This is a genomic window from Streptomyces sp. NPDC026659 (assembly GCF_040638245.1).
GTDB lineage: Bacteria > Actinomycetota > Actinomycetes > Streptomycetales > Streptomycetaceae > Streptomyces.
The window spans coordinates 760,292-782,029 of sequence record NZ_JBEZXY010000001.1 but is presented as its reverse complement, the minus strand read 5'-3'; the positions used below and the strand labels follow the sequence as shown (position 1 = coordinate 782,029).

General features: G+C 72.7%; 19 protein-coding genes. 10 read left to right on the top strand and 9 right to left on the bottom strand.

Going from position 1 to position 21,738, the window contains the following annotated elements; translation table 11 throughout:
* The first annotated feature begins 47 nt into the window (after positions 1-47).
* Positions 48-992: an aminoglycoside phosphotransferase family protein gene (locus tag AB0E91_RS03395; protein WP_361774410.1), complete on the top strand. Its 945-nt coding sequence runs from the start codon at positions 48-50 to the stop codon at positions 990-992.
* A 39-nt stretch (positions 993-1,031) separates the two neighbouring features.
* Here the strand turns inward: AB0E91_RS03395 and treZ are convergent, their stop codons facing one another.
* Positions 1,032-2,777, bottom strand: coding sequence for a malto-oligosyltrehalose trehalohydrolase (gene treZ, locus AB0E91_RS03390; RefSeq protein ID WP_361774407.1), 1,746 nt, complete (start codon positions 2,775-2,777; stop codon positions 1,032-1,034).
* Positions 2,778-2,967: 190 nt separating this feature from the next.
* On the opposite strand from treZ, the gene AB0E91_RS03385 reads away from it, so the two are divergent.
* Both AB0E91_RS03385 and AB0E91_RS03380 read left to right on the top strand, forming a co-directional pair.
* On the top strand, positions 2,968-3,519 hold the full coding sequence (locus AB0E91_RS03385) for an FHA domain-containing protein (RefSeq protein WP_161178994.1): 552 nt from the start codon (positions 2,968-2,970) through the stop codon (positions 3,517-3,519).
* A 95-nt stretch (positions 3,520-3,614) separates the two neighbouring features.
* Positions 3,615-4,031 carry an SSI family serine proteinase inhibitor gene (locus AB0E91_RS03380; protein WP_361774404.1) on the top strand — a complete coding sequence of 139 codons (417 nt, stop codon included), beginning with the start codon at positions 3,615-3,617 and terminating at the stop codon, positions 4,029-4,031.
* An 18-nt stretch (positions 4,032-4,049) separates the two neighbouring features.
* On the opposite strand, the gene treY is transcribed toward AB0E91_RS03380, so the two are convergent.
* Together treY and glgX are read right to left on the bottom strand one after the other, a co-directional pair.
* Entirely contained in the window at positions 4,050-6,422 is a 2,373-nt protein-coding gene (gene treY / locus AB0E91_RS03375; protein WP_361774401.1) for a malto-oligosyltrehalose synthase, read from the bottom strand.
* 121 nt (positions 6,423-6,543) lie between these two features.
* A complete protein-coding gene (gene glgX / locus AB0E91_RS03370; RefSeq protein WP_361774398.1) occupies positions 6,544-8,652 on the bottom strand; it encodes a glycogen debranching protein GlgX in 2,109 nt (702 codons plus the stop codon).
* Between the two features lie 413 nt (positions 8,653-9,065).
* Between glgX and AB0E91_RS03365 the strand changes: the two genes are divergently transcribed.
* Both AB0E91_RS03365 and AB0E91_RS03360 read left to right on the top strand, forming a co-directional pair.
* Entirely contained in the window at positions 9,066-10,304 is a 1,239-nt protein-coding gene (locus AB0E91_RS03365; protein WP_361774395.1) for an SAV2148 family HEPN domain-containing protein, read from the top strand.
* Positions 10,305-10,403: 99 nt separating this feature from the next.
* Positions 10,404-11,126 carry a 3'-5' exonuclease gene (locus AB0E91_RS03360; protein ID WP_361774392.1) on the top strand — a complete coding sequence of 241 codons (723 nt, stop codon included), beginning with the start codon at positions 10,404-10,406 and terminating at the stop codon, positions 11,124-11,126.
* A 29-nt stretch (positions 11,127-11,155) separates the two neighbouring features.
* Here the strand turns inward: AB0E91_RS03360 and AB0E91_RS03355 are convergent, their stop codons facing one another.
* Entirely contained in the window at positions 11,156-12,019 is an 864-nt protein-coding gene (locus AB0E91_RS03355) for an aminoglycoside phosphotransferase family protein (RefSeq protein WP_361774389.1), read from the bottom strand.
* 177 nt (positions 12,020-12,196) lie between these two features.
* Between AB0E91_RS03355 and AB0E91_RS03350 the strand changes: the two genes are divergently transcribed.
* From AB0E91_RS03350 to AB0E91_RS03330, 5 genes are all read left to right on the top strand, one after another.
* Positions 12,197-13,117 (top strand): sugar ABC transporter permease, encoded by a 921-nt coding sequence (locus tag AB0E91_RS03350; RefSeq protein WP_361775150.1) that lies wholly within the window; start codon positions 12,197-12,199, stop codon positions 13,115-13,117.
* Entirely contained in the window at positions 13,114-13,947 is an 834-nt protein-coding gene (locus AB0E91_RS03345) for a carbohydrate ABC transporter permease (RefSeq protein WP_361774386.1), read from the top strand. The genes AB0E91_RS03350 and AB0E91_RS03345 overlap by 4 nt, the downstream gene beginning before the upstream one ends.
* Before the next feature lie 5 nt (positions 13,948-13,952).
* Positions 13,953-15,236 carry a sugar ABC transporter substrate-binding protein gene (locus AB0E91_RS03340; RefSeq protein ID WP_361774383.1) on the top strand — a complete coding sequence of 428 codons (1,284 nt, stop codon included), beginning with the start codon at positions 13,953-13,955 and terminating at the stop codon, positions 15,234-15,236.
* Between the two features lie 187 nt (positions 15,237-15,423).
* The gene (locus AB0E91_RS03335; protein ID WP_361774380.1) at positions 15,424-15,972 is read left to right on the top strand and encodes a DUF1697 domain-containing protein; all 549 of its coding nucleotides are present in this window, start codon (positions 15,424-15,426) and stop codon (positions 15,970-15,972) included.
* Between the two features lie 283 nt (positions 15,973-16,255).
* Positions 16,256-16,567 carry a hypothetical protein gene (locus tag AB0E91_RS03330; protein ID WP_361774378.1) on the top strand — a complete coding sequence of 104 codons (312 nt, stop codon included), beginning with the start codon at positions 16,256-16,258 and terminating at the stop codon, positions 16,565-16,567.
* Positions 16,568-16,604: 37 nt separating this feature from the next.
* On the opposite strand, the gene AB0E91_RS03325 is transcribed toward AB0E91_RS03330, so the two are convergent.
* The 5 genes from AB0E91_RS03325 to AB0E91_RS03305 all read right to left on the bottom strand — a co-directional run bounded on the left by AB0E91_RS03325 (position 16,605) and on the right by AB0E91_RS03305 (position 21,737).
* On the bottom strand, positions 16,605-17,345 hold the full coding sequence (locus AB0E91_RS03325) for a sirohydrochlorin chelatase (protein ID WP_361774375.1): 741 nt from the start codon (positions 17,343-17,345) through the stop codon (positions 16,605-16,607).
* 6 nt (positions 17,346-17,351) lie between these two features.
* Positions 17,352-18,251: an ABC transporter permease gene (locus AB0E91_RS03320; protein WP_361774372.1), complete on the bottom strand. Its 900-nt coding sequence runs from the start codon at positions 18,249-18,251 to the stop codon at positions 17,352-17,354.
* On the bottom strand, positions 18,238-19,017 hold the full coding sequence (locus AB0E91_RS03315) for an ABC transporter ATP-binding protein (protein ID WP_361774369.1): 780 nt from the start codon (positions 19,015-19,017) through the stop codon (positions 18,238-18,240). Before AB0E91_RS03315 ends, AB0E91_RS03320 begins: the two co-directional genes overlap by 14 nt.
* Before the next feature lie 34 nt (positions 19,018-19,051).
* Positions 19,052-20,164: an aliphatic sulfonate ABC transporter substrate-binding protein gene (locus AB0E91_RS03310; RefSeq protein ID WP_361774366.1), complete on the bottom strand. Its 1,113-nt coding sequence runs from the start codon at positions 20,162-20,164 to the stop codon at positions 19,052-19,054.
* 238 nt (positions 20,165-20,402) lie between these two features.
* Positions 20,403-21,737, bottom strand: a complete 1,335-nt coding sequence (locus AB0E91_RS03305) for a GTP-binding protein (protein ID WP_361774363.1) — start codon at positions 21,735-21,737, stop codon at positions 20,403-20,405.
* Between the last annotated feature and the right edge of the window lies 1 nt (position 21,738).

Below are 21,738 nucleotides of genomic sequence, written 5' to 3'. Positions count from 1 at the left end.
CGAGGAGACACCCCCAGCGACCGCACACGGAACGGCCGGCCGAGACCATGACCCAGGCACCCGCACCCACCGTCGACACCGTGCGGGCACTCGTCCGCTCCCTCCTCAAGGAACGCGCGCTCATCAGGGAGGACGGAACCGCCGACGACAGCTCCGCCGGGCTCGAGGTCCGGCCGGTCGCGGGCGGTGACGGCTACACCTGGTGGGTCGGCGCCCGGCATGTGCTGCGGCTCGCCCCCGACCGCGAGGCCGCCGCCCGGCTGCGCCGCGAACCGCGGCTGCGCGACCTGGTGCGGCCCCGGGTGCCGGTCGCCGTCCCGGCCGGGGTCGCGCACGGCGACTGGGTGCCCGGCCTCGCCTGTGTGCTCGACGCCCGGCTGTCCGGCGGCAGCGGCGACGAGCACGAGGTGTCCGCGCTCGGCGAGGCCGACCTCGCCGGACTGCTCTCCGGGCTGCGCGAGGTGACCCCGCGCCAGGCCGAGACGCTGGGCGTGCCGCGTACCCCGCCGCGCTCCCTGGAGGCCCTGCGCCGCATCGCCGCGCACACGGCCGAACGGCTCGCCGCCGCCGACGAGTTCGACCGCACCCGGCTCCAGCCCTTCCCGCCGACGGCCGCCGCCCGGCTCGCCGCGCAGCCCCGCACCGCCGTGCTCACCCACCACGGACTGACCGGCGCGCGGGTGCTCGTCGGCACCGAGGGCCGGGTGCGCGCCGTCCTCGGCTGGGGCGGCGCGGCCGTGGGCGACTCGGCCGAGGACATCGCCGGACTCGCCGCCGCCGTCGGAGCCCCGGCCGCCGTCCGCGCCGCGACCCTCGCCGGTTACGGCCCCCGCCCCTGTCTGCGCGGGCTGTGGCTGGCCCGCTGCGACACCCTCGTCCGCCTCGCCGACCGGCTCGACGGCCGCACCTCCGACGACCCGACACTGCTGCGCGCCCGGCTGCGGCGGGCCTGGGAGCCGATCCTGCTGGAGCGGGTCACCGAGTTCGAGTGAGCAGTGACGGCCGTCAAGTCCATTGGAGAACAGGCTGGTTCACACCCGCGTCAGCACCACGCACGACTCGCCCGGCACCTGGAGCCGCCCGTCCGCGCCCGGCGCCTCCACCTCGTCCCACGCGGCGAGGACCTCCATACGGCCGCTGCCCAGCGGGATCGCCGCCGGTTCCCTGCCCAGGTTCACCGCGACCCGTACGTCCCCGCGCCGGAACGCCAGCCAGCGGGCGTCCGCGTCGTAGGCCACGTTGGTGCCGGCGAGGCCGGGGCTGGTCAGGTCGGGGTACTCGTGGCGCAGCGCGATCAGTCGCCGGTACCAGTCCAGGACGCGGGTGTGCGGGGCGCGCTCCGGCTCCGACCAGTCCAGGCAGGACCGCTCCCGTGTCGCCGGGTCCTGCGGGTCGGGAACCTCGTCCTCGGACCAGCCGTGCGCCGCGAACTCCCGCCGCCTGCCCCGCCGTACGGCCTCGGCCAGCTCGGGATCGGTGTGGTCGGTGAAGTACTGCCAGGGCGTGCCCGCCGCCCACTCCTCGCCCATGAACAGCATCGGAGTGAACGGCGCGGTGAGCGTGAGCGTGGCCGCGCAGGCCAGCAGACCGGGGGAGAGCCGGGCCGAAAGACGGTCGCCCTGGGCGCGGTTGCCGATCTGGTCGTGGGTCTGGCTGTAGCCGAGCAGCCGGTGTCCGCCGAGACGGGCGCGGTCCAGCGGACGGCCGTGCCGGCGGCCCCGGAAGGTGGAGTACGTGCCGTCGTGGAAGTAGCCACCGGTGAGCGTCTTGGCGAGCGCGGCGAACGGCGCGGCCGCGAAGTCCTCGTAGTAGCCCTGGGATTCACCGGTCAGCGCGGTGTGCAGGGCGTGATGGAAGTCGTCGTTCCACTGAGCGTGCAGACCGAGGCCGTTCGCGGCGCGCGGGGTGATGAGCCGGGGGTCGTTGAGGTCGGACTCGGCGATCAGGAACAGCGGCCTGCCCACCTCGGCGGCGAGTGCGTCCACCGACTCCGACAGTTCCTCCAGGAAGTGGCGGGCGCGGGTGTCGTGCAGCGCGTGCACGGCGTCCAGGCGCAGCCCGTCGAGGCGGTAGTCCCGCAGCCAGGCCAGCGCGCTCTCCCGGAAGTACGCGCGCACCTCGTCCGAACCGGACGCGTCCAGGTTCACCGCCGCGCCCCACGGCGTCTGGTGCGTGTCGGTGAAGTACGGTCCGAACGCGGGGAGATGATTACCCGACGGGCCCAAGTGGTTGTGCACGACGTCCAGGACGACTCCGAGACCCAGCGCGTGCGCCCGGTCCACGAACCGCTTCAGCGCCTCGGGGCCGCCGTACGGCTCGTGCACCGCCCAGGGGGCCACGCCGTCGTAACCCCAGCCGTGCTCGCCCGGGAACGAGGACAGCGGCATCAACTCGACGTGCGTGATGCCGAGTTCCGCGAGGTGCGGGAGGCGGTCGGCCGCCGCGTCGAGGGTGCCCTCGGGGGTGTAGGTGCCGACGTGCAGCTCGTAGAGCACGGCGCCCGGCAGTCCGCGTCCCGGCCACGCGGTGTGCCACTGGTAGCGGTCGTGGTCCACGACCGCGCCGAGCCCGTCCGGGCCGTCCGGCAGGCGGCGCGCGCGCGGATCGGGCAGCTCGGGGCCGTCGTCCACCGCGAAGCCGTACCGGGTGCCGTCCGCCGCGTCCGCCTCCCCCGTCCACCATCCCGCGCGCGCGGGATCGCGCGCCAGCGCGTGCCGCGCCTGACCGCACCGGAGCGTGACCCGTTCTGCCTGTGGTGCCCACACCTCGAACTGCACGGACGGTTCCCCTTCGTCTGCTCATCGTGAGGTAGTCCGTCCATCGTGCCGCGAAAGCGATCAATCCGCCTTCGGATCAGGGCTTTCCGGGCGGGTGTCGCGGAGGCGTGCGAGGGGCTCGCACGTGCGCGCCGGGGGAGCGGACTTCCCGATCTGGACACCACGGGCCGCCTGACCGACAATCAGCAGCGTGACGTCGTCCTTCGAGTTCCCAGTCCGCGCCGCGCGGATCTCCGACGCGGAGCGCGACAAGGCGCTGCGGGTCCTGCGCGACGGCGCCGCCATGGGCCGGATGTCACACGACACGTTCCTGCAGCGCATGGAACTGGTCCTCGCCGCGCGCAGCCACGCCGAACTCGCCGCCGTCACCGCGGACCTGCCCGGCGGAAAGGGCTTCGCCCGCGCCCTGTTCGGCACCGTGGAGGCCGTCTCCGGCTTCACCGTACGGCTCCGCAGGGCCTGGCAGGCCGAGCGGCTGCCCAAGCTCCTGCTGCCCCACCCCGGCCACGGCCACCCCCTGCGCATCGGCCGCGACCCGGCCAACGGGCTGCGGCTCAACCACGACACCGTCTCCCGCGTCCACGCCGAACTCCGCCACCAGGGCGGCCTCTGGGTCCTGCGCGACCTCGGCTCCACCAACGGCACCACGGTCAACGGCCACCGCGTGCTCGGCGCGACGGTGGTGCGGGACGGCGACCAGGTCGGCTTCGGGAAGATCACGTACCGGTTGTCGGCGAGCTGAGAGCGCTCGAACTGGCTTTCCTTTACGGGTGTGTGGGCCCATCGTTCGGGTGACCCCCGCTGCGGAACCCGCCCGCCCGTGCCGATGCACCGGGCATGACCCCTCTCACCCGTGCGACAGTGGCGGCCGCCGGAGCCCTGGTGGCCGCCCTCGGCCTCCTCACGGCGACACCGGCCTCCGCCGCCCCCCGCCCCGCCTTCCCCGGCGACTGGCTCCACCTCACCGTCAGCCAGGGCGAGACCATCGCACCCGGCTCCCGCCGTGCCCTCCTCCTGTGCGACCCGCCCCGGGGGACCGCCCACGCGAGGGAAGCCTGCGCCCAACTCGCCGCCGTCGGCGGTGACATCGACCGCATCCCGCCGAAGGACGTCTTCTGCACGATGCTCTACGCCCCGGTCACCGCCCACGCCTCCGGCATCTGGCACGGCCACCGCGTCGAGTACACCCGGACCTTCTCCAACAGGTGCGTCCTGTCCGCGCGGACGGGATCGGTGTTCGCGCTGGACGCGTGACCGGCGGCCATCCCGGCGTCAGGACTCCTCGGTGTCGTCCTCGGCCCGCTCCAGCAGCGCCACCGGCAACGGGCCGAAGAGGTCCGCCACCGGTACGCAGCCCTTGAACTCCCGGTCCGGCGTGAGGACGTCCCGCCAGCGGCCCGGGGGCAGGGAGAGGGTCGTTTGCCGCCAGCCGCCGGACTCGGTCAGGCGGAGGGACAGGCGGGTCACCGCCGTGACCACCTCGTCGGAGCGGGAGAAGGCCAGGCAGTGGTCGGCGGCCGGGCCCTCGGCGGACAGCGGGGTGTACGTGCCCGCCGGGCCGAAGGCGTCCGGGCGGCGGGCGCGCAGGCGCAGGGCCGCCGTCGTCAGGGCGCCCTTCTCGCCGGGGGCCTTCGCGGGGAAGGCGGCGGGGCGGCGATTGTCGGGGTCCACCAGGGCCCGGTATTCCGCCTCCGTGCCCTGGTAGACGTCCGGGACGCCCGGCATCGTCAAGTGGACCAGCGCGGTGCCGAGGACGTTGGCGCGGATGTGGGGGTCCAGGGCCTTGCGCAGGGCGGCGACGCGTTCGCCGGGGGGTCCGCAGGGGCCCGCCGAGACGAACGCGGTGACCGCCTCCTCATAGGGCACCTCGCGTTCCGTCCAGCTCGTGTACATGCCCGCCTCGCGCACGTGCTTCAGGAGGGACTCGCGGACGCGTTCCTCCTCCGCCGGGCCCAGGCCGAACACCGTCTGCCAGGCGGCCCAGGCGAGTTGACCGTCCGGGGCGGCCTCGCCGGTGCGGGCGAGGTCGGCGAGCAGGGCGGCCCAGCGGCCCGGGCACTCGCCGAGCACCGCGAGCGCGGCCCGGACGTCGGCGCTGCGCTTGGTGTCGTGCGTGGTGACGACCGTGCCGGTACCGGGCCAGTCGCAGGCCAGGCGGGCACAGTACGCGTGGAACTCGGCCGGGGAGACGCCCGGTCGGCCCGGATCGCCGCCGACCTCGTTCACCGAGAGCAGCGGCACATAGCGGTAGAAGGCCGTGTCCTCCACGGACTTGGCGCGCAGCGCCGACGCGGTCTGCGCGAACCGGGTGCGGAACTCGGTGAGTTCGGGGACGGAACCGTCGTCCTCACCGGTCAGCAGCGCCCGTACGACATCCACCGCCTCGGCCTCCTCGGCCACCGCGAAGGCACGCCGGGCCTCCGCGGCGGCTTGCGCCGTGATCACGGTCGCGGCGTCCTCGGAGGCGTACGGGCGGTAGACGCGCAGCCGGACGAGCAGTTCCTCCAGGGCCGTGCGCAGGGCCCAGGGCGCGCGGTCGCGCAGGGCGAGGTCGGGGGAGGCCGCGCAGAGGCGGACGGCGGCGCGGGCGAGACGATCGGTCTCGGCGGCCAGCTCGTGGGTGAGCACCTTGTAGGCGGCCCGCCGCACGGTGGCCTCCCAGTCGCCGCCCCGGTCGGCCTGCGGGACCGCGAACGCCCGGTAGTGGCCGAGCAGTTCACCGGCGCCGAGGGGGTCGGTGAAGAGGCCGTCGACGTGGCGCAGGGCGTCGTAGCCGGTGGTGCCCGCGACGGGCCAGGAGGCGGGCAGCCGTTCGCCGTCGGCAAGGATCTTCTCCACCACGGTCCAGCGGCCGCCGGTCGCCTCGTGCAGCCGCGCCAGATAGGCGTCCGGGTCCGCGAGGCCGTCCGGGTGGTCCACGCGCAGCCCGTCGATCACCCGTTCCGCGAGCAGCCGCAGGATCGTCCCATGGGTCGCGTCGAACACCTCGGGGTCCTCCACGCGGACCCCGATCAGTTCCGAAATGCTGAAGAAGCGGCGGTAGTTCAGCTCGGTCCGGGCCAGCCGCCACCACACCGGGCGGTACCACTGCGCGTCCAGCAGCTCCGGCAGCGGCAGGTGCTCGGTGCCCGCGCGGAGCGGGAAGGCGTGCTCGTGGTAGCGCAGGACGTCGCCGTCGACGACCAGCTCGTCCCGTACGGCGCCGACCGGGGCGCCGAGCACGGGCAGCAGCAGCCGCCCGCCGCGTGACTCCCAGTCGATGTCGAACCAGCGCGCGTACGGCGACCCGGGGCCCTCGCGCAGCACCTCCCACAGGGCGCGGTTGTACCGGGGGGCCATCGCCATGTGGTTCGGCACGATGTCCACCACCAGACCGAGCCCGTGCTCCCGCGCGGTCCGCGCGAGCGAGCGGAGCCCGGCCTCGCCGCCCAGCTCCTCGCGCACGCGCCCGGGGTCCACCACGTCGTACCCGTGGGTGGAACCCGGCACCGCTTCGAGGACCGGGGAGAGGTGCAGGTGGGAGACGCCGAGTTCCGCCACATGGGGGACGGCCGCCTCGGCGGCGGCGAACGGGAACGAGGGCTGGAGCTGGAGTCGGTAGGTGGCCGTGGGCACGCCCGGCCGGGGTCGCGCGGCAGCAGTCATGCTCTGCTACGTACCCCGTGCGCCCGCTTTAGTGTCATCGGTCCCCGTACGGACCAGCGGCGACCCCGTATGGATCGGCCAAGGTCGGTACGGGGCCGGGCGCGCCCCCACGCCGGGGCTCTCACGCGGGCCGTTGCAGCACCGTCAGGCTCCGGTCCGGCAGGGTGATCCGCTCGCCCCCCGCCACCTTCGGCCCCGTGTTCGGCGGCACCCCCTCCGGCCGGGCGGTGTCGACGACCACCTGCCACTGCCGGCCGTGGTCGGCGGGGACCACGAAGTCCAGCGGCTCGGGCGAGGCGTTGAACATCAGCAGGAACGAGTCGTCCGTGATCCGCTCGCCGCGCGGCCCCGGTTCGGAGATCGCGTTGCCGTTGAGGAACACGGTCAGCGCGGACGCGGGCGCCGAGTCCCAGTCCCGCTGGGTCATCTCCTCGCCCTCGGGCGTGAACCAGGCGACGTCCGACAGCTCGTCGTGGGTGCCCTCCACCGGGCGGCCGTGGAAGAAGCGGCGCCGCCGGAACACCGGGTGGTCGCGGCGCAGCCACACCATCGCCCTTGTGAACTCCAGGAGTTCACCGCCGCCCTCGGACCAGTCGACCCAGGACAGCTCGTTGTCCTGGCAGTAGGCGTTGTTGTTGCCGCGCTGGGTGCGGGCGAACTCGTCGCCGTGGCTGATCATCGGCACGCCCTGGGACAGCATCAGCGTGGCGAGGAAGTTCCGCGTCTGCCGTTTGCGCAGCTCGCGCACCTCCGGGTCGTCGGTGTCGCCCTCCACTCCGCAGTTCCAGGACCGGTTGTGGCTCTCGCCGTCCCGGTTGTCCTCGCCGTTGGCCGCGTTGTGCTTCTCGTTGTACGACACCAGGTCGCGCAGGGTGAAACCGTCGTGGCAGGTGACGAAGTTGACGGAGGCCAGCGGGCGGCGGCCGTCGTCCTGGTAGAGGTCGGAGGAGCCGGTGAGCCGGGAGCCGAACTCCGCGAGCGCGCGCGGCTCACCGCGCCACAAGTCCCGTACCGTGTCGCGGTACTTGCCGTTCCACTCGGTCCACAGCGGCGGGAAGTTGCCCACCTGGTAGCCGCCCTCGCCCACGTCCCACGGCTCGGCGATCAGCTTCACCTGGGAGACCACCGGGTCCTGCTGCACCAGGTCGAAGAACGACGACAGCCGGTCCACCTCGTGGAACTGCCGGGCCAGCGTGGCCGCGAGGTCGAAGCGGAAGCCGTCGACGCGCATCTCGGTCACCCAGTACCGCAGCGAGTCCATGATGAGCTGGAGCACGTGCGGGGAGCGCATCAGCAGGGAGTTGCCGGTGCCCGTGGTGTCCATGTAGTAGCGCGGGTCCTCGGCCAGCCGGTAGTACGACGGGTTGTCGATGCCCTTGAACGACAGTGTGGGCCCCAGGTGGTTGCCTTCGGCGGTGTGGTTGTAGACCACGTCGAGGATCACCTCGATGCCCGCCTCGTGCAGCGCCCGCACCGCCGACTTGAACTCCAGGACCTGCTGGCCCCGGTCGCCCCAGGAGGCGTAGGCGTTGTGCGGGGCGAAGAAGCCGATGGTGTTGTAGCCCCAGTAGTTGGTCAGGCCCATGTCGGCAAGGCGGTGGTCGTTCACGAACTGGTGGACCGGCATCAGCTCCAGGGCCGTCACCCCGAGCTTGGTCAGATGCTCGATGATCGCGGGGTGGGCGAGGGCCGCGTAGGTGCCGCGCAGCTCCTCCGGCAGGTCCGGGTGACGCATGGTCAGGCCCTTGACGTGGGCCTCGTAGATCACCGTGTGGTGGTAGTCGGTGCGCGGCGGACGGTCGTCGCCCCAGTCGAAGTACGGGTTGATCACCACCGAGGCCATGGTGTGCGGCGCCGAGTCCAGGTCGTTGCGCCGGCCCGGTTCGTCGAAGTGGTAGCCGTACACCTCCTCGCCCCATCGGACCTTCCCGCTGACCGCCTTGGCGTACGGGTCGAGCAGCAGCTTGGCCGAGTTGCAGCGCAGTCCGCGCCCGGGCTCGTAGGGGCCGTGCACGCGGAAGCCGTAGCGCTGGCCCGGCATGATGCCGGGGACGTACGCGTGCCGCACGAACGCGTCGCTCTCCCGCAGTTCCACCGCCGTCTCGGAGCCGTCGTCGTGCAGCAGACACAGCTCTGCTCGGTCGGCGGCCTCCGTGAAGACCGCGAAGTTGGTTCCGGCACCGTCATAGGTGGCACCGAGTGGATACGCCTCTCCAGGCCAGACCTGCATGGACACGACTCTTTCAGGTGGGCGGCCCCGCTGGGGGCGCGTCGGCGGCGAGTCTCCCCGAAAGTGAGGAACCCTCAGAGGACTACCCCGTCCGGCGGTCCCATGGCGCCTCGGTCGCGAGCCGGACGGATATCGGCCGGGACACGGCGCCGGGTCAACGTGGGGTTCCGCCGCGTCGCCCCCGGCGCGAGGACGGCCCGACAGCGCCGGTACCTGCGGGGACGTGGCCGCCCCGGTGCCCCCACCGCTATGAATCCGCTCACTCCCGTCGCCCGCGCGGCGCGGAACGGCCACTGGCGGCCGGGAAGTTGGGAAACCGACCTGACGATCCGGCTGCACCGCCCGCCGCTCCCGGAGTACCCTTCCTTGATCGTTGGGACGGGGAAGGTCCGGGGGACGGAAGGCGGTGCAGGGTGGGCTCGGGAGGGCTGGAGCTGCCCCCTGGTGGCGAGGGTCACGAGGGGAGCTCCACGGACGTCCCGCCCGGCGCGGTGTCCCTGGCACGGCCGATGGACGCGGGGTCGATCGGACCGGAACTGGACTGGGACGCGAGCGCCTGGCTGGAGGTGCGCACCCGCGCCCAGCGGGCCGGCCGGGCCTACATCTGGCTGAACCTCGTCGAGCAGCGGCTGCGCGCCGTCGTGGCCGCCGTGCTGCGCCCGGTCTACGAGCCCGTCCACGGCGACGACTGGGTGGTGGCCGCCGCCGGGCCCGCCGGACAGGAATGGGTGCAGCGGGCCGTCGCGGTGCGTGAAGTCAGCCGCCGCAAGGGCTACTTGCTCGATCCGGCCGACGACAACGTGCTCAGCTTCCTGACGTTGCCCCAGCTGCGCGAGCTGATGGTGCAGCACTGGCCCTGCTTCGAGCCGTACTTCGACGAGCGCCGCGACCTCGAACTCGCCCTGGACGAGCTGGAGGTGACGCGCAACGTCGTCTCCCGCAACCGCGCCCTGTCCGAGGCCGTCCTCGGGCAGGCCGAGCGCGCCTCGGCCCGCCTCCTCGAACTGCTCGGCGCGGGCGGCGACGTGCCCTCGGCGGGCCGCCTGCGGGTGGACGCGGTGGAGGACCTGGTCGGCGACCGCTACGCGGACGTGGTGGCCGTCCACCCCGACCGGGTGCGGCTGATGCGGCAGTTCCCGGCCGAGGACCTGTTCGGCGGGGCCCGGCGCCTGGACGCCATCGGCATCGGGCTCAACCTTCTGGTGCAGAACTTCTCCGGGCGCCGCCTCGTCCGCCTCGCGGAGACCGGCTGCCGGGTACGGCTGCTCTTCCTCAACCCCGCCTCCAGCGCGGTCAAGCGCCGCGAGCGCGAACTCGGCATGAAACGCGGCGAGTTGAGTCGCTCCGTCGAGATGAACATCCTGCACATGCGCCGGGTCCGCTCCCGGCTGCGCGACCCCGGCGCCTTCGAGATCCAGGTGTACGACGAGACACCGCGCTTCACCGCCTACCTGGTGGACGGCGACGGCGCGGACGGGGTCGGCGTGGTGCAGTCCTATCTGCGCGGGGCGCGGGGCATGGAGTCGCCGGTCCTGGTGCTGCGGGGCGGCAGCCGGGTGGTCCGCCCCGACCAGGTGGGAGAGGCCGGACTGTTCCCGACCTATCGTGAGGAATTCGAGACGGCTTGGGTTGATTCGCGCCCGGTGTCCTGATTCGTCCCGCCGTGGGACGGGGGCCGTCCCGGGATTGTCAGTGCCGCGTGCCATGGTGGAGACCACTGGGGGAACGCACCACCACGAAGGGGGACACCCATGGCCTGGCACCGCCAACCACTGACCGGTTTCGACCTGGAGACGACCGGAACCGACCCGCAGGAGTCGCGCATCGTGACCGCCGCCGTCCTGGAGGTCCGGGCGGGCGAGCTCACGGGCCGCCGGGAATGGCTCGCGGACCCGGGCGTCGAGATCCCGGCCGACGCGGTCGCCGTGCACGGCGTCAGCAACGAACGCGCCACCGCCGAGGGCCGCCCGGCCGACGAGGTCGCCGACGCCGTCGCGGACGCGCTCGCCTCCTCCTGGCAGGCCGGCGTCCCGGTCGTCGCCTACAACGCCGCCTTCGACCTCACCCTGCTCTCGGCCGAACTGCGCCGCCACGGGCTGCCGTCACTGTCCGAGCGGCTCGGCGGCGAGCCCCTGGGCCCGGTGGTCGACCCGTACACGATCGACCGCTGGGTGGACCGCTACCGCCGCGGTAAGCGCAACCTGGAGGCGGTCTGTGCCGAGTACGGCATAGTCCTCGGCACCGCCCACGACGCCTCCGCCGACGCCCTCGCCGCCGCCCGCCTCGCCGTCGCGATAGCCGAGCGGCACCCCAAGATCGCAGCGCTCGGCCCGGCCGAGCTGCACCGGCGCCAGATCGAGTGGTACGCGGCCTGGGCGGCCGACTTCCAGAGCTTCCTGCGCCGCAAGGGCGACGTTGAGGCCGTGGTGGACGGGACCTGGCCGGTGCGGGATCTGGTGGGGGAGCGGGTGTGAGACAGCTCGGTCCCCGCGTGCCCCCGCGATCAGAAGGGGTACCAGCGCACCGACTCGTCCCCGTCCCGCAGTGACGCCACCCGGCGTTCGAACTCCGCCAGCGCCTTGGGGTTGGCGGGCGCGTGCTGGGCCACCCAGGCGCAGCTGGCCGTCTCGCGGGCGCCGCGCAGCACCGAGCAGCCCTCCCACTCGCGCACGTCCCAGCCGTACGTCTCGGTGAAGGCGTCGTACTTCCCGGCGGGCAGGCCGTAGCGGTCGCGGGAGAGGGCCATCACCACGAGGTCGTGCTCGCGCAGGTCGGCGGAGAAGGTCTCCAGGTCGACCAGGACCGGCCCGTCGGGGCCGATGTGCACATTGCGCGGCAGCGCGTCGCCGTGGATCGGACCGGGTGTCAGGTGCGGGGTCAGCGCGGCCGCCGCCGGGGCGAAGCCGTCGCGGCGGGCGCGCAGATACTCCGCGTCCGCCGGATCGATCGCGTCACCCGCGAGGCGCAGCCAGCGCTCCACCCCGCCCAGCAGCTCGCGGGACGGCAGCGCGACGGGCGGCGCGGGCAGCGCGTGCACGATCCGCAGCAGCCGCGCGAGGTCCTCGGGCTCGGCCGGGCGTACGGCGTCGGGCAGCCGGTGCCACACGGTCACTGGGTGGCCGTCCACGAGCACCGGCTCGGCCTCGGCCGCGCGCACCGCCGGTACGCCCTCGGCGGCCAGCCAGCCCGCGACGGCCAGCTCGCGCCGGGCGCGCTCCAGCAGGCTCTCGTCGCGGCCGACCTTGACCACGAGATCGCCGGAGGCGAAGACGGCGTTCTCGCCGAGGGCGAGCAGCCGCGCGTCCCGCGCCGGACCGGGCAGCACCTTCGCCCCGGCCAGTACGTCCCGCGCCCGCGCCTCGTCCATCGTCCGCCTCCGTGTCCCGTTCATCTGCCTGTACCGGGTGCCGTACGCCCCGTTCTCCGGCCAGTCTCGCATTCGCACAGGTCGGGCCGTGTGCGCGGTCCCTTGACGCGATGGCGGCCCTTCGCAACCATGAACACGCCAATCCTGGGGGCACAGGGGCTGACGGGGGCTGATGCCATGACGACGGTGGCCCGGACGACCGCACGACCGGCCGCACGTCCCGCGCCCGCCCGCGACCACGGGGCCTGGTTCCTGGTGCTGCCCGCCCTGATCCCGATCCTCGTGCTCAGCGTGGGCCCGCTGCTCTACGGCATCCTGCTCGCGTTCACCGACGCACAGTCCGGCCGGACCGCCGCCACCCGCTGGACCGGCGTCCTCAACTTCCAGGACCTGCTGCACGACACCCTGTTCTGGGAGTCCTTCCGCATCGGCCTGCTGTGGGCCGTCGGCGTCACCGTGCCCCAGTTCCTGCTGGCGCTCGGCCTCGCCCTGCTGCTCGACCAGGACCTGCGGCTGCGCCGCCTCGCCCGCGCCCTCGCGATCGTCCCGTGGGCCATGCCCGAGGTCGTCGTCGGCGTCATGTGGCGCCTGGTCTACAACCCCGACGCGGGCGTTCTCAACGAGACCCTGCGCGACCTCGGCCTCGGCGGCGGCCGGGACTGGCTCGGCACCCTCACCACCGCCCTGCCCGCCGTCATCGTCGTCGGCGTCTGGGCCGGGATGCCTCGCACCACCGTCGCCCTGCTCGCCGGACTCCAGAACGTCCCCCGCGAACTGCGCGAGGCCGCCGCCGTGGACGGCGCGGGCGCCTGGCGCCGATTCCGAGCGGTCACCTGGCCCGCCATCCGGCCCGTCGCCCTCGCGGTCACCTCGCTCAACCTGATCTGGAACTTCAACGCCTTCGCCCTGGTGTACGTGCTCACCGGCGGCGGGCCCGGCGGCCGCACCCGGCTGCCCATGCTGTTCGCCTACGAAGAGGCCTTCCGCTACGGCCAGTTCGGCTACGCGGCGGCGATGGGATGCGTGATGGTCGCGGTGATCTCGGTCCTGCTCGCGGTGTTCCTCGCCGGGCGGCTGCGCGGGGGCGAGGACCGATGAGGACCCGCCCCGCCGCGCGTGCCGCCCAGTACGCGGCCCTGCTCGCCTACCTCGTCTTCCTGGCCTTTCCGCTGCTCTGGTTGCTCTCCACCGCCTTCAAGCCGCCCCGCGAACTGGCCTCCCTGCACCCCACCTGGCTCCCGCGCCACCCCACCCTCGCCAACTTCCGCCGCGCCCTGGATGAACAGCCCCTCGCGCACGCCGCGTTGACCTCCCTGCTCGTGGCACTCGCGACCGCCGTCGTCGCCGTACTGATCGCCACCCCGATGGCGTACGTGATCGCCCGGCGCCCCGGGCTGCTCTCCCGCGCGGCGACCGGCTGGGTGGTGGTCAGCCAGGCGTTCCCCTTCGTCCTGCTGATCATTCCGCTGTTCCTGCTGCTCAGAAGGCTGCGGCTGATCGACTCGGCGCCCGGCCTCGTGCTGGTCTGCGTGGTGTGGTCGCTGCCGTTCGCGCTGTGGCTGCTGGTCGGCCAAATGCGCTCCGTACCGGTCGAGTTGGAGGAGGCGGCGGCCGTGGACGGCGCCGGACGGGTGCGGACGCTGGTGTCGGTGACGGCACCGCTCCTCGCGCCGGGGATCGCGGCGACGGCGCTCTTCGCGTTCGTCACCGCCTGGAACGAGTTCTTCTTCGCGCTGGTCCTGCTCAAGAGCCCCGGCAAACAGACACTGCCGGTCGTGCTCACCCACTTCATCGGCGCGGAGGGCGTCGCGGACCTCGGCCCGCTCGCCGCCGCGGCCTTCCTCGCCACCCTGCCCTCCCTGGCCTTCTTCGCGCTCGTCCAGAAGCGGCTCTCGGGCGGCCTGCTCGCCGGGGCGGTGAAGAGCTGATGCTGATGCGCACCAGGATCGCCGTGGCCGCCGTCGTCCTCCTTCTGCTCCTCGCGGGCTGCTCCTCCGGCCGGCCGGGCGGCGGCGACGGCAGGATCGTGCTGCGCTTCCAGTCCCTCGCCTGGCAGCCCGAGTCCGTCGCCGCGACGAAGAAACTGGTCCAGGAGTGGAACGCGAGCCACGACCGGGTGAAGGTCGAGTACGTGCAGGGCAGTTGGGACTCGGTCCACGACCAGCTGCTCACCTCCTTCGAGGGCGGCGAGGCCCCCGACGTCATCCACGACGCCTCCGACGACCTGGCCGACTTCGCCCACGGGGGTTACCTCGCGGACCTCGATGAGCTGCTCTCCCCCCGGCTCAAGTCCGACATCCCGCAGAGCGGTTGGGACACGACACGCTTCGGGGACGGCGTCTACGGCGTGCCCTTCCTCCAGGAGCCGAGGGTGCTGATCGCCAACGCGACATGGCTGCGCGCGGCCAAGGTGCGCGTGCCGACACCCGAACACCCTTGGACCTGGGACGAGTTCAGGGCGGTCACCAAGACGCTCAGCGGGCCCGGCAAGTACGGCGTGGCCTGGCCGCTCAAGGAGCCCGTCTCCGCGACCCTCAACCTCTCCCTCTCCGCAGGCGGCCGTCTCTTCCACGAGGGCACGGACGGCAAGGTGAGCGTGCGGTTCGGTTCCGGGGACGCCGTCGTACCGCGCACCGTCCACGACCAGGTGGCCGTCGACCACAGCGCCCCCGCCTCCACGCTCGGCAGCGGCGGCTCCGACACACTGCCCGGCTTCTTCGGCGGCCGGTACGCCATGGTGCCGCTCGGCTTCTCCTACCGCCAGCAGGTCGTGCTCCAGGCACCCAAGGGCTTCGACTGGGAGGTGCTGCCCGCGCCCGCCGGGGCCGACGGGCTCACCCAGGGCGTCAGCCCGCAGACCCTGTCCATCGCCGCCGACTGCCCGCACAAGAAGGAGGCGGCTGCCTTCCTGGACTTCCTGCTGCGCCCGCCCAACATGGTCCGGCTCGCCCTCGGTGACTGGATGCTGCCCACCGGCACCCAGGCCCTGAAGGACCCCGCCCTGCACACCCGGAAGAACGGCTGGGCCACCGGCACCGCCCTGGCCGCCCACCTCCGGCCCGCCCCGGCCCAGTCCGTGCGCGGCTACCCGGAGTGGAAGGACAAGGTGGCCACCCCGGCCTACCAGGAGTACTACTCCGGCTCGATCGGCCTCTCCGAACTGCGTCGCCGACTGGAACGGGACGGCAACCTCGTTCTCGCCCGCTACCAGCGCTGACGTGGTGTCCGATCCGCCCTTCGTAGATCCACTTTGCGCTGACAAAAACTTGTTGAACAAGTCACAGCCGCGTGTAGGAGTTGATCCGGACCCGCTTGATCCGCGAGAGTGCCGACGTACCGGTCCCACCGGTTCACGGCCGTCGTGCCCACCCCCACGGGGCACGACGGCCCCTTACGGTGGGCGGATGACGACGACCTACGCGGCACTGCTGCGCGGCATCAACGTCGGGGGCGCCAGGAAGCTCCCGATGGCCGACCTGCGGGCTCTGATGACCGGCCTCGGCTACGACGATGTACGCACCCATCTCCAGAGCGGCCAGGCGGTCTTCAGCACCGAAGCCGGTGAAGAGGCCGCGCTGGAAGCCGAGTTGGGCAACGCCATCCACGAACACTTCGGTTTCTCCGTCGACGTGATCGTGCGCGACCACGCCTATCTGAGCGCGGTGGCCGACGCCTGCCCCTTCCCGGCGGACCAACTCGCCCCCAAGCAGCTGCACATCACCTATTTCTCCGAGCCGGTCACCGCCGACCGCTTCGCCGGGATCGACGCCGCCGCGTACCTCCCCGAGGATTTCCGCCTCGGCGACCGCTGTCTGTACCTGTACGCCCCCGACGGCCTCGGCCGCAGCAAGCTCGCCGAGGTGCTGGCGCGGCCACGCGTCACCAAGGGGCTGATCGCCACCTCCCGGAACTGGAACACCGTGCGCAAGCTGGTGGAGCTGACGGCGGAGTGAGTCGGCTGCGTCGGCGCGGGCATGTCAGGGCCGAGATGTCAACCCCACGCCTACGGAATGAAGTTGGCCGATAGTCGACGCCCACGCGTCACGGTACGAGAGTGAACTGTGGGGACGTGCGCCGAAAGCCGCTGGACACATGGCGCACGGTGACGGCCGGCATCGGTTTTCGGCCGGTCCCCCTGGCGTTTTCGGCCCCCCATCCCCTGGCCGGAACCCGCATGGACACCCGCCCTCTCGGTAACGTCGGCCTCCGGTCCCGGATCAGGAGTGAGGACAGGTCTTGAGCACGTACGACCAGCACGGCAACACGCCCGGCGGGTACGCATACGAGGCGGCGGCCCGGGGATGGCTCGAACTGGAGACCCTGATCGAGCTCGCCGAGGGCCTCACCGCCGCGCTGCACGCGGAGTATCCGGCGCTCGTCGGCCACGGCGAGTCGATCCAGGCCGAACTGGCGCTCTCGGCCGAGGACGGGCTGCCGCCCAACCGGGGCCGCATCCGCTCCGCCCTGGAGGCGGTCAGCATCGGTGCCGGGGCGGGCACCGGCAGCCTCACCTACACCCAGCGGCTCATCAACGGGCTCAAGCTCTGACCAGTGCCGCAACAGGCGGCACCAGCGAGCCCACCGCTCAGACCCCCACCGGCGCCGGGCGCGAGGCGGCCGCCCCGGCGTAGCGCTCCAGCAGCACACGTGCCACCTCCGGCGCCGGGCCCAGCACGTCGGCCAGCACGTCCGCCCCGGCCGCACCCCGCGCGATGCGGTCGGGGAGGAAACCGGGGGCCAGCACGTACGGCGCGACGGCCACCCGCTCACAGCCGAGTGCGCGCAGCTCGCGCACCGCGTCCTCGGTGCGGGGCAGGGCGGCGGAGGCGAACGCGGGCCGCACGGCCCGCCAGCCGGTGCGCCGCCACTCCCGCGCCATGCGCTCGATCACCGCGATCGCCTCGGGGTCCGAGGACCCCGCCGAGGCCAGCACCACTCCGGTCCCGGCCCGGTCGGGGTGCCGCAGACCCGCCTCGTACAGACGGCGCTCCAGCGCCCCGGTCAGGAGCGGCGACGGGCCGAGCACCTCCGCCTGGCGGACCCGCAGACCCGGCGGTCCCTCGCGCAGGACGGCCGGGATGTCGGCCTTCGCGTGGAAGGCGCGGGTCAGCAGCAGCGGCTGGGCCACCACGTCCCGCACTCCGTGCGCGGCCAGTGACTCCAACACCTGGCTCACGGAAGGGGTGTTGAAGTCCAGGAAGCCCGTCTCCACGCGCAGGCCCGGCCGCAGTGACCGTACCCGCGCGACCAGCGCGCGCACGGTCGCCGCGTGCCGCGGATCACGGCTGCCGTGGGCGACGACGAGGAGAACGGGCTTGTCGTACATGAGACTTCAGCTCTTCACCAGCAGGCCGCGGCTGCGCAGCACCCACCGCTCCAGCGGACTGAAGAGCAGCAGGTCGATCGCGATGCCGACGAACAGGATGAGCAGGATGGCCTCGAACACCATGGCCATGTCGAGGGCGTTGCGGCCGTTCTCCAGCAACTGGCCGAGTCCGACGCCGAGATCGGGGAAGGACGCGATGATCTCCGCCGCCATGAGCGAGCGCCACGCGAACGCCCAGCCCTGTTTCATCCCGGCGACATAGCCGGGCAGGGCTGCGGGCAGCAGGACGTGCCAGACGCCGCGCAGGCCCGAGGCGCCCATGGTGCGGCCCGCCCGCAGGAACAGCGGGGGCACCTGGTCCACCCCGGACACCAGGCCGTTGGCGATGGAGGGGACCGCGCCGAGCAGGATCACGGCGTACATCATCGAGTTGTTCAGGCCCAGCCACATCACGGCGGGCGGCACCCAGGCCACCGACGGCAGCGACTGGAGCCCGGACAGGATCGGCCCGATGGCCGCCCGCACGAACCCCACCCGCGCCACCAGCAGCCCCAGCGGGGTGCCGATCAGCAGGGCGAGGAGGAAGCCCAGCAGACCGCGCGAGACGCTGGTCCAGATGTAGCCGAGGAGCTTGCCCTCCAGCCAGTCGCGCTGGACCACGTGCCACACCGCCGACGGCGGGGGCAGCTTGGTCGGGTCGTCGACGACCTTGAACGTCACCAGCGCCTGCCACACCGCCAGGACCAGCAGCACGGCGGTGACCGGCGGCAGGACCTTGGTGGTGAGGGTGCGGCGCAGCGGCGGCCGGCCGGTACTGGCCGTCTCCAGCGCGTCCAGTCCCGCCTCGACACCGCCGTCGGCGGTGGCCCGGGCCTCGGGGGTGGTCGTGGTCTCAGTGCCTGCCATGGCGGCTGATCTCCCCACGCAGTACTTCGGTGATCTCCAGGGACAGTTCCGCCACGGGGGCGTCCTCGATGCGGCGCGGCTGCGGGATGTCCACCGTCCACTCGCGGGCCACCCGGCCGGGCCGCGAGGACAGCAGCACCACGCGCTGCGCGAGCCGCACCGCCTCGCGCACGTTGTGCGTCACGAACAGCACCGACAGGCCGGTCTCCGCCCAGATGCGGGTCAGCTCGTCGTGCAGCACGTCCCGCGTGATGGCGTCGAGCGCCGCGAACGGCTCGTCCATCAGGAGCAGCCCGCTCTCCTGCGCCAGCGCGCGGGCCAGCGCCACCCGCTGACGCATACCGCCGGACAGCTCGTGCACCCGCTTGCCGTACGCGCCGTTCAGCCGGACGATTCCGAGCAGCTCCTCGGTCCGGGCGCGCCGGTCGGACTTCGGAACTCCCCTCAGTTTCAGGGCGAGTTCGATGTTCTTGCCCGCCGTGAGCCAGGGGAAGAGCGCGTGCTCCTGGAACATCAGGGCGGGACGGCCGTCCGTCGCGATGGACCCGGTGGTGGGCCGGTCCAGGCCCGCCACCAGGTTCAGCAGCGTGGACTTGCCGCAGCCCGAGGCCCCCAGGAGGGTGACGAACTCACCCGGCGCGACGTCGAGGCTGATGTCGTCGAGAACGGGCTGCTGTCCGCCCGGCCCCGTGAAGGACTTCGATACGTGATCGAGGCGGACGGCGTACTCGGTCGCCGGTCCGGCCTTGGCGAGGGTGGTGGCCATGGTCGTCACCTCCTGGGAATCGTCGGGTACCGGGTCAGCTCGTGCCGAGCCCGGCGGCGTCGACCTTGGGCTCGCCCTCGGCGCCCAGGACCTTGTTGAGGATCGTCAGGTCGTAGATCCCCTTCAGCGCGGGCTTCTCCAGCAGGCCCGCCTTGACCGCGTGGTCGGCCTCGGCGTTCAGGGTGGCCGCCAGCGGGTCGTCGGTGACCTGGATCGACTTCCAGGCCGGGTCGAGGATGCCCGCGGGCAGCGCCTTGCCGGAGTCGGCCTCCAGCTGCTTGTTGGCCGCGGCCTTCGCCTCGTCCGGGTGGGCGTTGATCCACTTGTTGGTGCGCACCGAGGCCCGCAGGACCGCCTCGACGGCCTTCGGATGGGCCTTGAGGAACTTCTGCGACACGATGATGTTGGTGATCACGAACTTCTTGTCCGGCCACAGGTCCGACTCGTCGAGCAGCACCTTGCCGCCCTCCGCGACCAGCTTCGACGCGGTCGGCTCCGGCACCCAGGCGCCGTCGATCGAGCCGTTCTTGAAGGCGTCCGGGGTCACCTTGTTGTCGCTGCGGACCACGGTGACGTCGCCCTTGCCGCTCTGCGCGTCGACCTTCCAGCCCTGCTCCGCCGCCCAGTTGAGGAACGCCACGTCCTGGGTGTTGCCCAGCTGCGGGGTGGCGATCTTCTTGCCCCTGACGTCCTTGAGGGACTTCACCTTCTTGGGGTTCACGACCAGCCTGACCCCGCCGGACGCCGAACCGCCGACGATCTTCAGGGACTTGCCGCCGGACTTGGTCCAGCCGTTGATCGCGGGGGACGGGCCGATCCAGCCGATGTCGATGGAACCGGAGTTGAGCGCCTCGATCTCGGAGGGGCCCGCGTTGAAGGTGGCGTACTCGGCCTTCGTGGCGCCCAGTTCCGTCTGGAAGATGCCCCGGTCCCGGCCCACCAGAGCGGTCGCGTGGGTGAGGTTGCCGAAGTAGCCGATCTTCACGGTGTCGAGGCCGTCGATCTTCTTCGCCCCGGCGGCGACCTTCTGGGCCGGGTCGTCCTTGGCGGCCTCGGAGCCGTAACCGCAGGCCGCGAGGGCCAGCAGCGGGAGCACGGCGAGCACGGTGAGGCCCCGGCGGGGGAGCGGTACGCGAGTGGCAGGCACGGGAGGTGTGTCCTCTCGTCGGCCCGGCGGTCACGGACTTTCAGGCCGTGGCCGGGAGTTCGGCAGTGGTTTTCGTCTGTGCCGGGACGGATCCGGGTGGGGGGTCAGGGCGCGCGAGCGGTGCGCGTACGTCATCGCACACATCGGGCCACTCCGCCCTGCCCGCTGCCGAGGGCGCCGCTGCCGACGCGGCCGCCCTCCTTCGCGAACGTCGAGTAGAAATCAGGGGAGTTCATGGTCAGAAGTCCCAACCCTCGTCGTCGGCCGCGTCCTTCACCGGCTCCGGGGACGCGAACGACTCGCCGACCATGCCCGCGGTCAGCGTGGTGCCGTCGCTCGGGTCGATCAGGATGAAGGAGCCCGTGCGGCGCGAGTCGGCGTAGGAGTCCACCGGCAGCGGCTCCGCGGTGCGGACCGTGACCCGGCCGATGTCGTTGGCCGCCAACTGCCCCGGGTGCGGGTGCAGCGAGAGGTCGGACAGGGTGAGCCGGGACGGGATGTCCTTCACGAGCGCCTTGACCGTGCGGGTGCCGTGCTTGAGCAGCACCCGGTGCCCGACGGTCAGCGGCTGGTCCGCGACATGGCAGACGGTCGCCTCCACGTCCCGCGTGACCTCGGGCGCGTCCTTCGCCGGGACGATCAGATCGCCGCGCGAGACGTCGATGTCGTCCTCCAGGAGCACGGTCACCGACTGCGTCGTCCACGCCACGTCCACCGGCGCCCCGAGCAGGTCGATCGCGGCGATCCGGCTCGTGCGCCCGGACGGCAGCACCGCGACCTCGTCGCCCACCCGGAAGGTGCCCGCGGCGATCTGGCCCGCGTAGCCCCGGTAGTCGGGGTGCTCGGCGGTCTGCGGACGGATCACGTACTGCACCGGGAGCCGGGCGTGGCAGTGCGCCAGGTCGTGGCTGACCGGCACCGTCTCCAGGTGCTCCAGGACGGTCGGGCCGCCGTACCAGTCCATGCGGGCCGACGGGTCCACCACGTTGTCCCCGGCCAGCGCCGAGATCGGGATCGCGGTCACCTCGGGCACGCCCAGCTCGGTCGCGTACGCCGTGAACTCCTCGGCGATCTTCGCGAAGACCGGCTCCGCGTAGTCCACCAGGTCCATCTTGTTCACGGCCAGCACCACGTGCGGCACGCGCAGCAGCGCGGCGATGGCGGCGTGCCGGCGGGTCTGCTCGACCACGCCGTTGCGCGCGTCGACCAGGATCACCGTCAGCTCGGCCGTGGACGCGCCGGTCACCATGTTGCGGGTGTACTCCACATGGCCCGGCGTGTCGGCCAGGATGAACCGGCGGCGCGGGGTCGCGAAGTAGCGGTACGCCACGTCGATGGTGATGCCCTGCTCCCGCTCGGCGCGCAGGCCGTCGGTGAGCAGCGCCAGGTCGGGCGCCTCCTGGCCCCGGCTCACCGACACCCGCCGCACGGCCTCCAGCTGGTCGGCGAGAACCGACTTGGAGTCGTGCAGCAGCCGTCCGACGAGCGTGGACTTGCCGTCGTCCACGGAGCCCGCCGTGGCGAACCGCAGCAGGGTGGTGGCCGAGAGCTCCTCGGTCGTGATCGTGCTCATG

What these genes read in the sequence shown, in the direction of transcription:
- AB0E91_RS03395 (WP_361774410.1), top strand. Translation starts at nt 48, where the DNA reads ATGACCCAGGCACCCGCACCCACCGTCGACACCGTGCGGGCACTCGTC.
- AB0E91_RS03380 (WP_361774404.1), top strand. Translation starts at nt 3,615, where the DNA reads ATGACCCCTCTCACCCGTGCGACAGTGGCGGCCGCCGGAGCCCTGGTG.
- treY (WP_361774401.1), bottom strand. Translation starts at nt 6,422, where the DNA reads ATGACTGCTGCCGCGCGACCCCGGCCGGGCGTGCCCACGGCCACCTAC.
- glgX (WP_361774398.1), bottom strand. Translation starts at nt 8,652, where the DNA reads ATGCAGGTCTGGCCTGGAGAGGCGTATCCACTCGGTGCCACCTATGAC.
- AB0E91_RS03360 (WP_361774392.1), top strand. Translation starts at nt 10,404, where the DNA reads ATGGCCTGGCACCGCCAACCACTGACCGGTTTCGACCTGGAGACGACC.
- AB0E91_RS03355 (WP_361774389.1), bottom strand. Translation starts at nt 12,019, where the DNA reads ATGGACGAGGCGCGGGCGCGGGACGTACTGGCCGGGGCGAAGGTGCTG.
- AB0E91_RS03350 (WP_361775150.1), top strand. Translation starts at nt 12,197, where the DNA reads ATGACGACGGTGGCCCGGACGACCGCACGACCGGCCGCACGTCCCGCG.
- AB0E91_RS03345 (WP_361774386.1), top strand. Translation starts at nt 13,114, where the DNA reads ATGAGGACCCGCCCCGCCGCGCGTGCCGCCCAGTACGCGGCCCTGCTC.
- AB0E91_RS03340 (WP_361774383.1), top strand. Translation starts at nt 13,953, where the DNA reads ATGCGCACCAGGATCGCCGTGGCCGCCGTCGTCCTCCTTCTGCTCCTC.
- AB0E91_RS03335 (WP_361774380.1), top strand. Translation starts at nt 15,424, where the DNA reads ATGACGACGACCTACGCGGCACTGCTGCGCGGCATCAACGTCGGGGGC.
- AB0E91_RS03325 (WP_361774375.1), bottom strand. Translation starts at nt 17,345, where the DNA reads ATGTACGACAAGCCCGTTCTCCTCGTCGTCGCCCACGGCAGCCGTGAT.
- AB0E91_RS03320 (WP_361774372.1), bottom strand. Translation starts at nt 18,251, where the DNA reads ATGGCAGGCACTGAGACCACGACCACCCCCGAGGCCCGGGCCACCGCC.
- AB0E91_RS03315 (WP_361774369.1), bottom strand. Translation starts at nt 19,017, where the DNA reads ATGGCCACCACCCTCGCCAAGGCCGGACCGGCGACCGAGTACGCCGTC.
- AB0E91_RS03305 (WP_361774363.1), bottom strand. Translation starts at nt 21,737, where the DNA reads ATGAGCACGATCACGACCGAGGAGCTCTCGGCCACCACCCTGCTGCGG.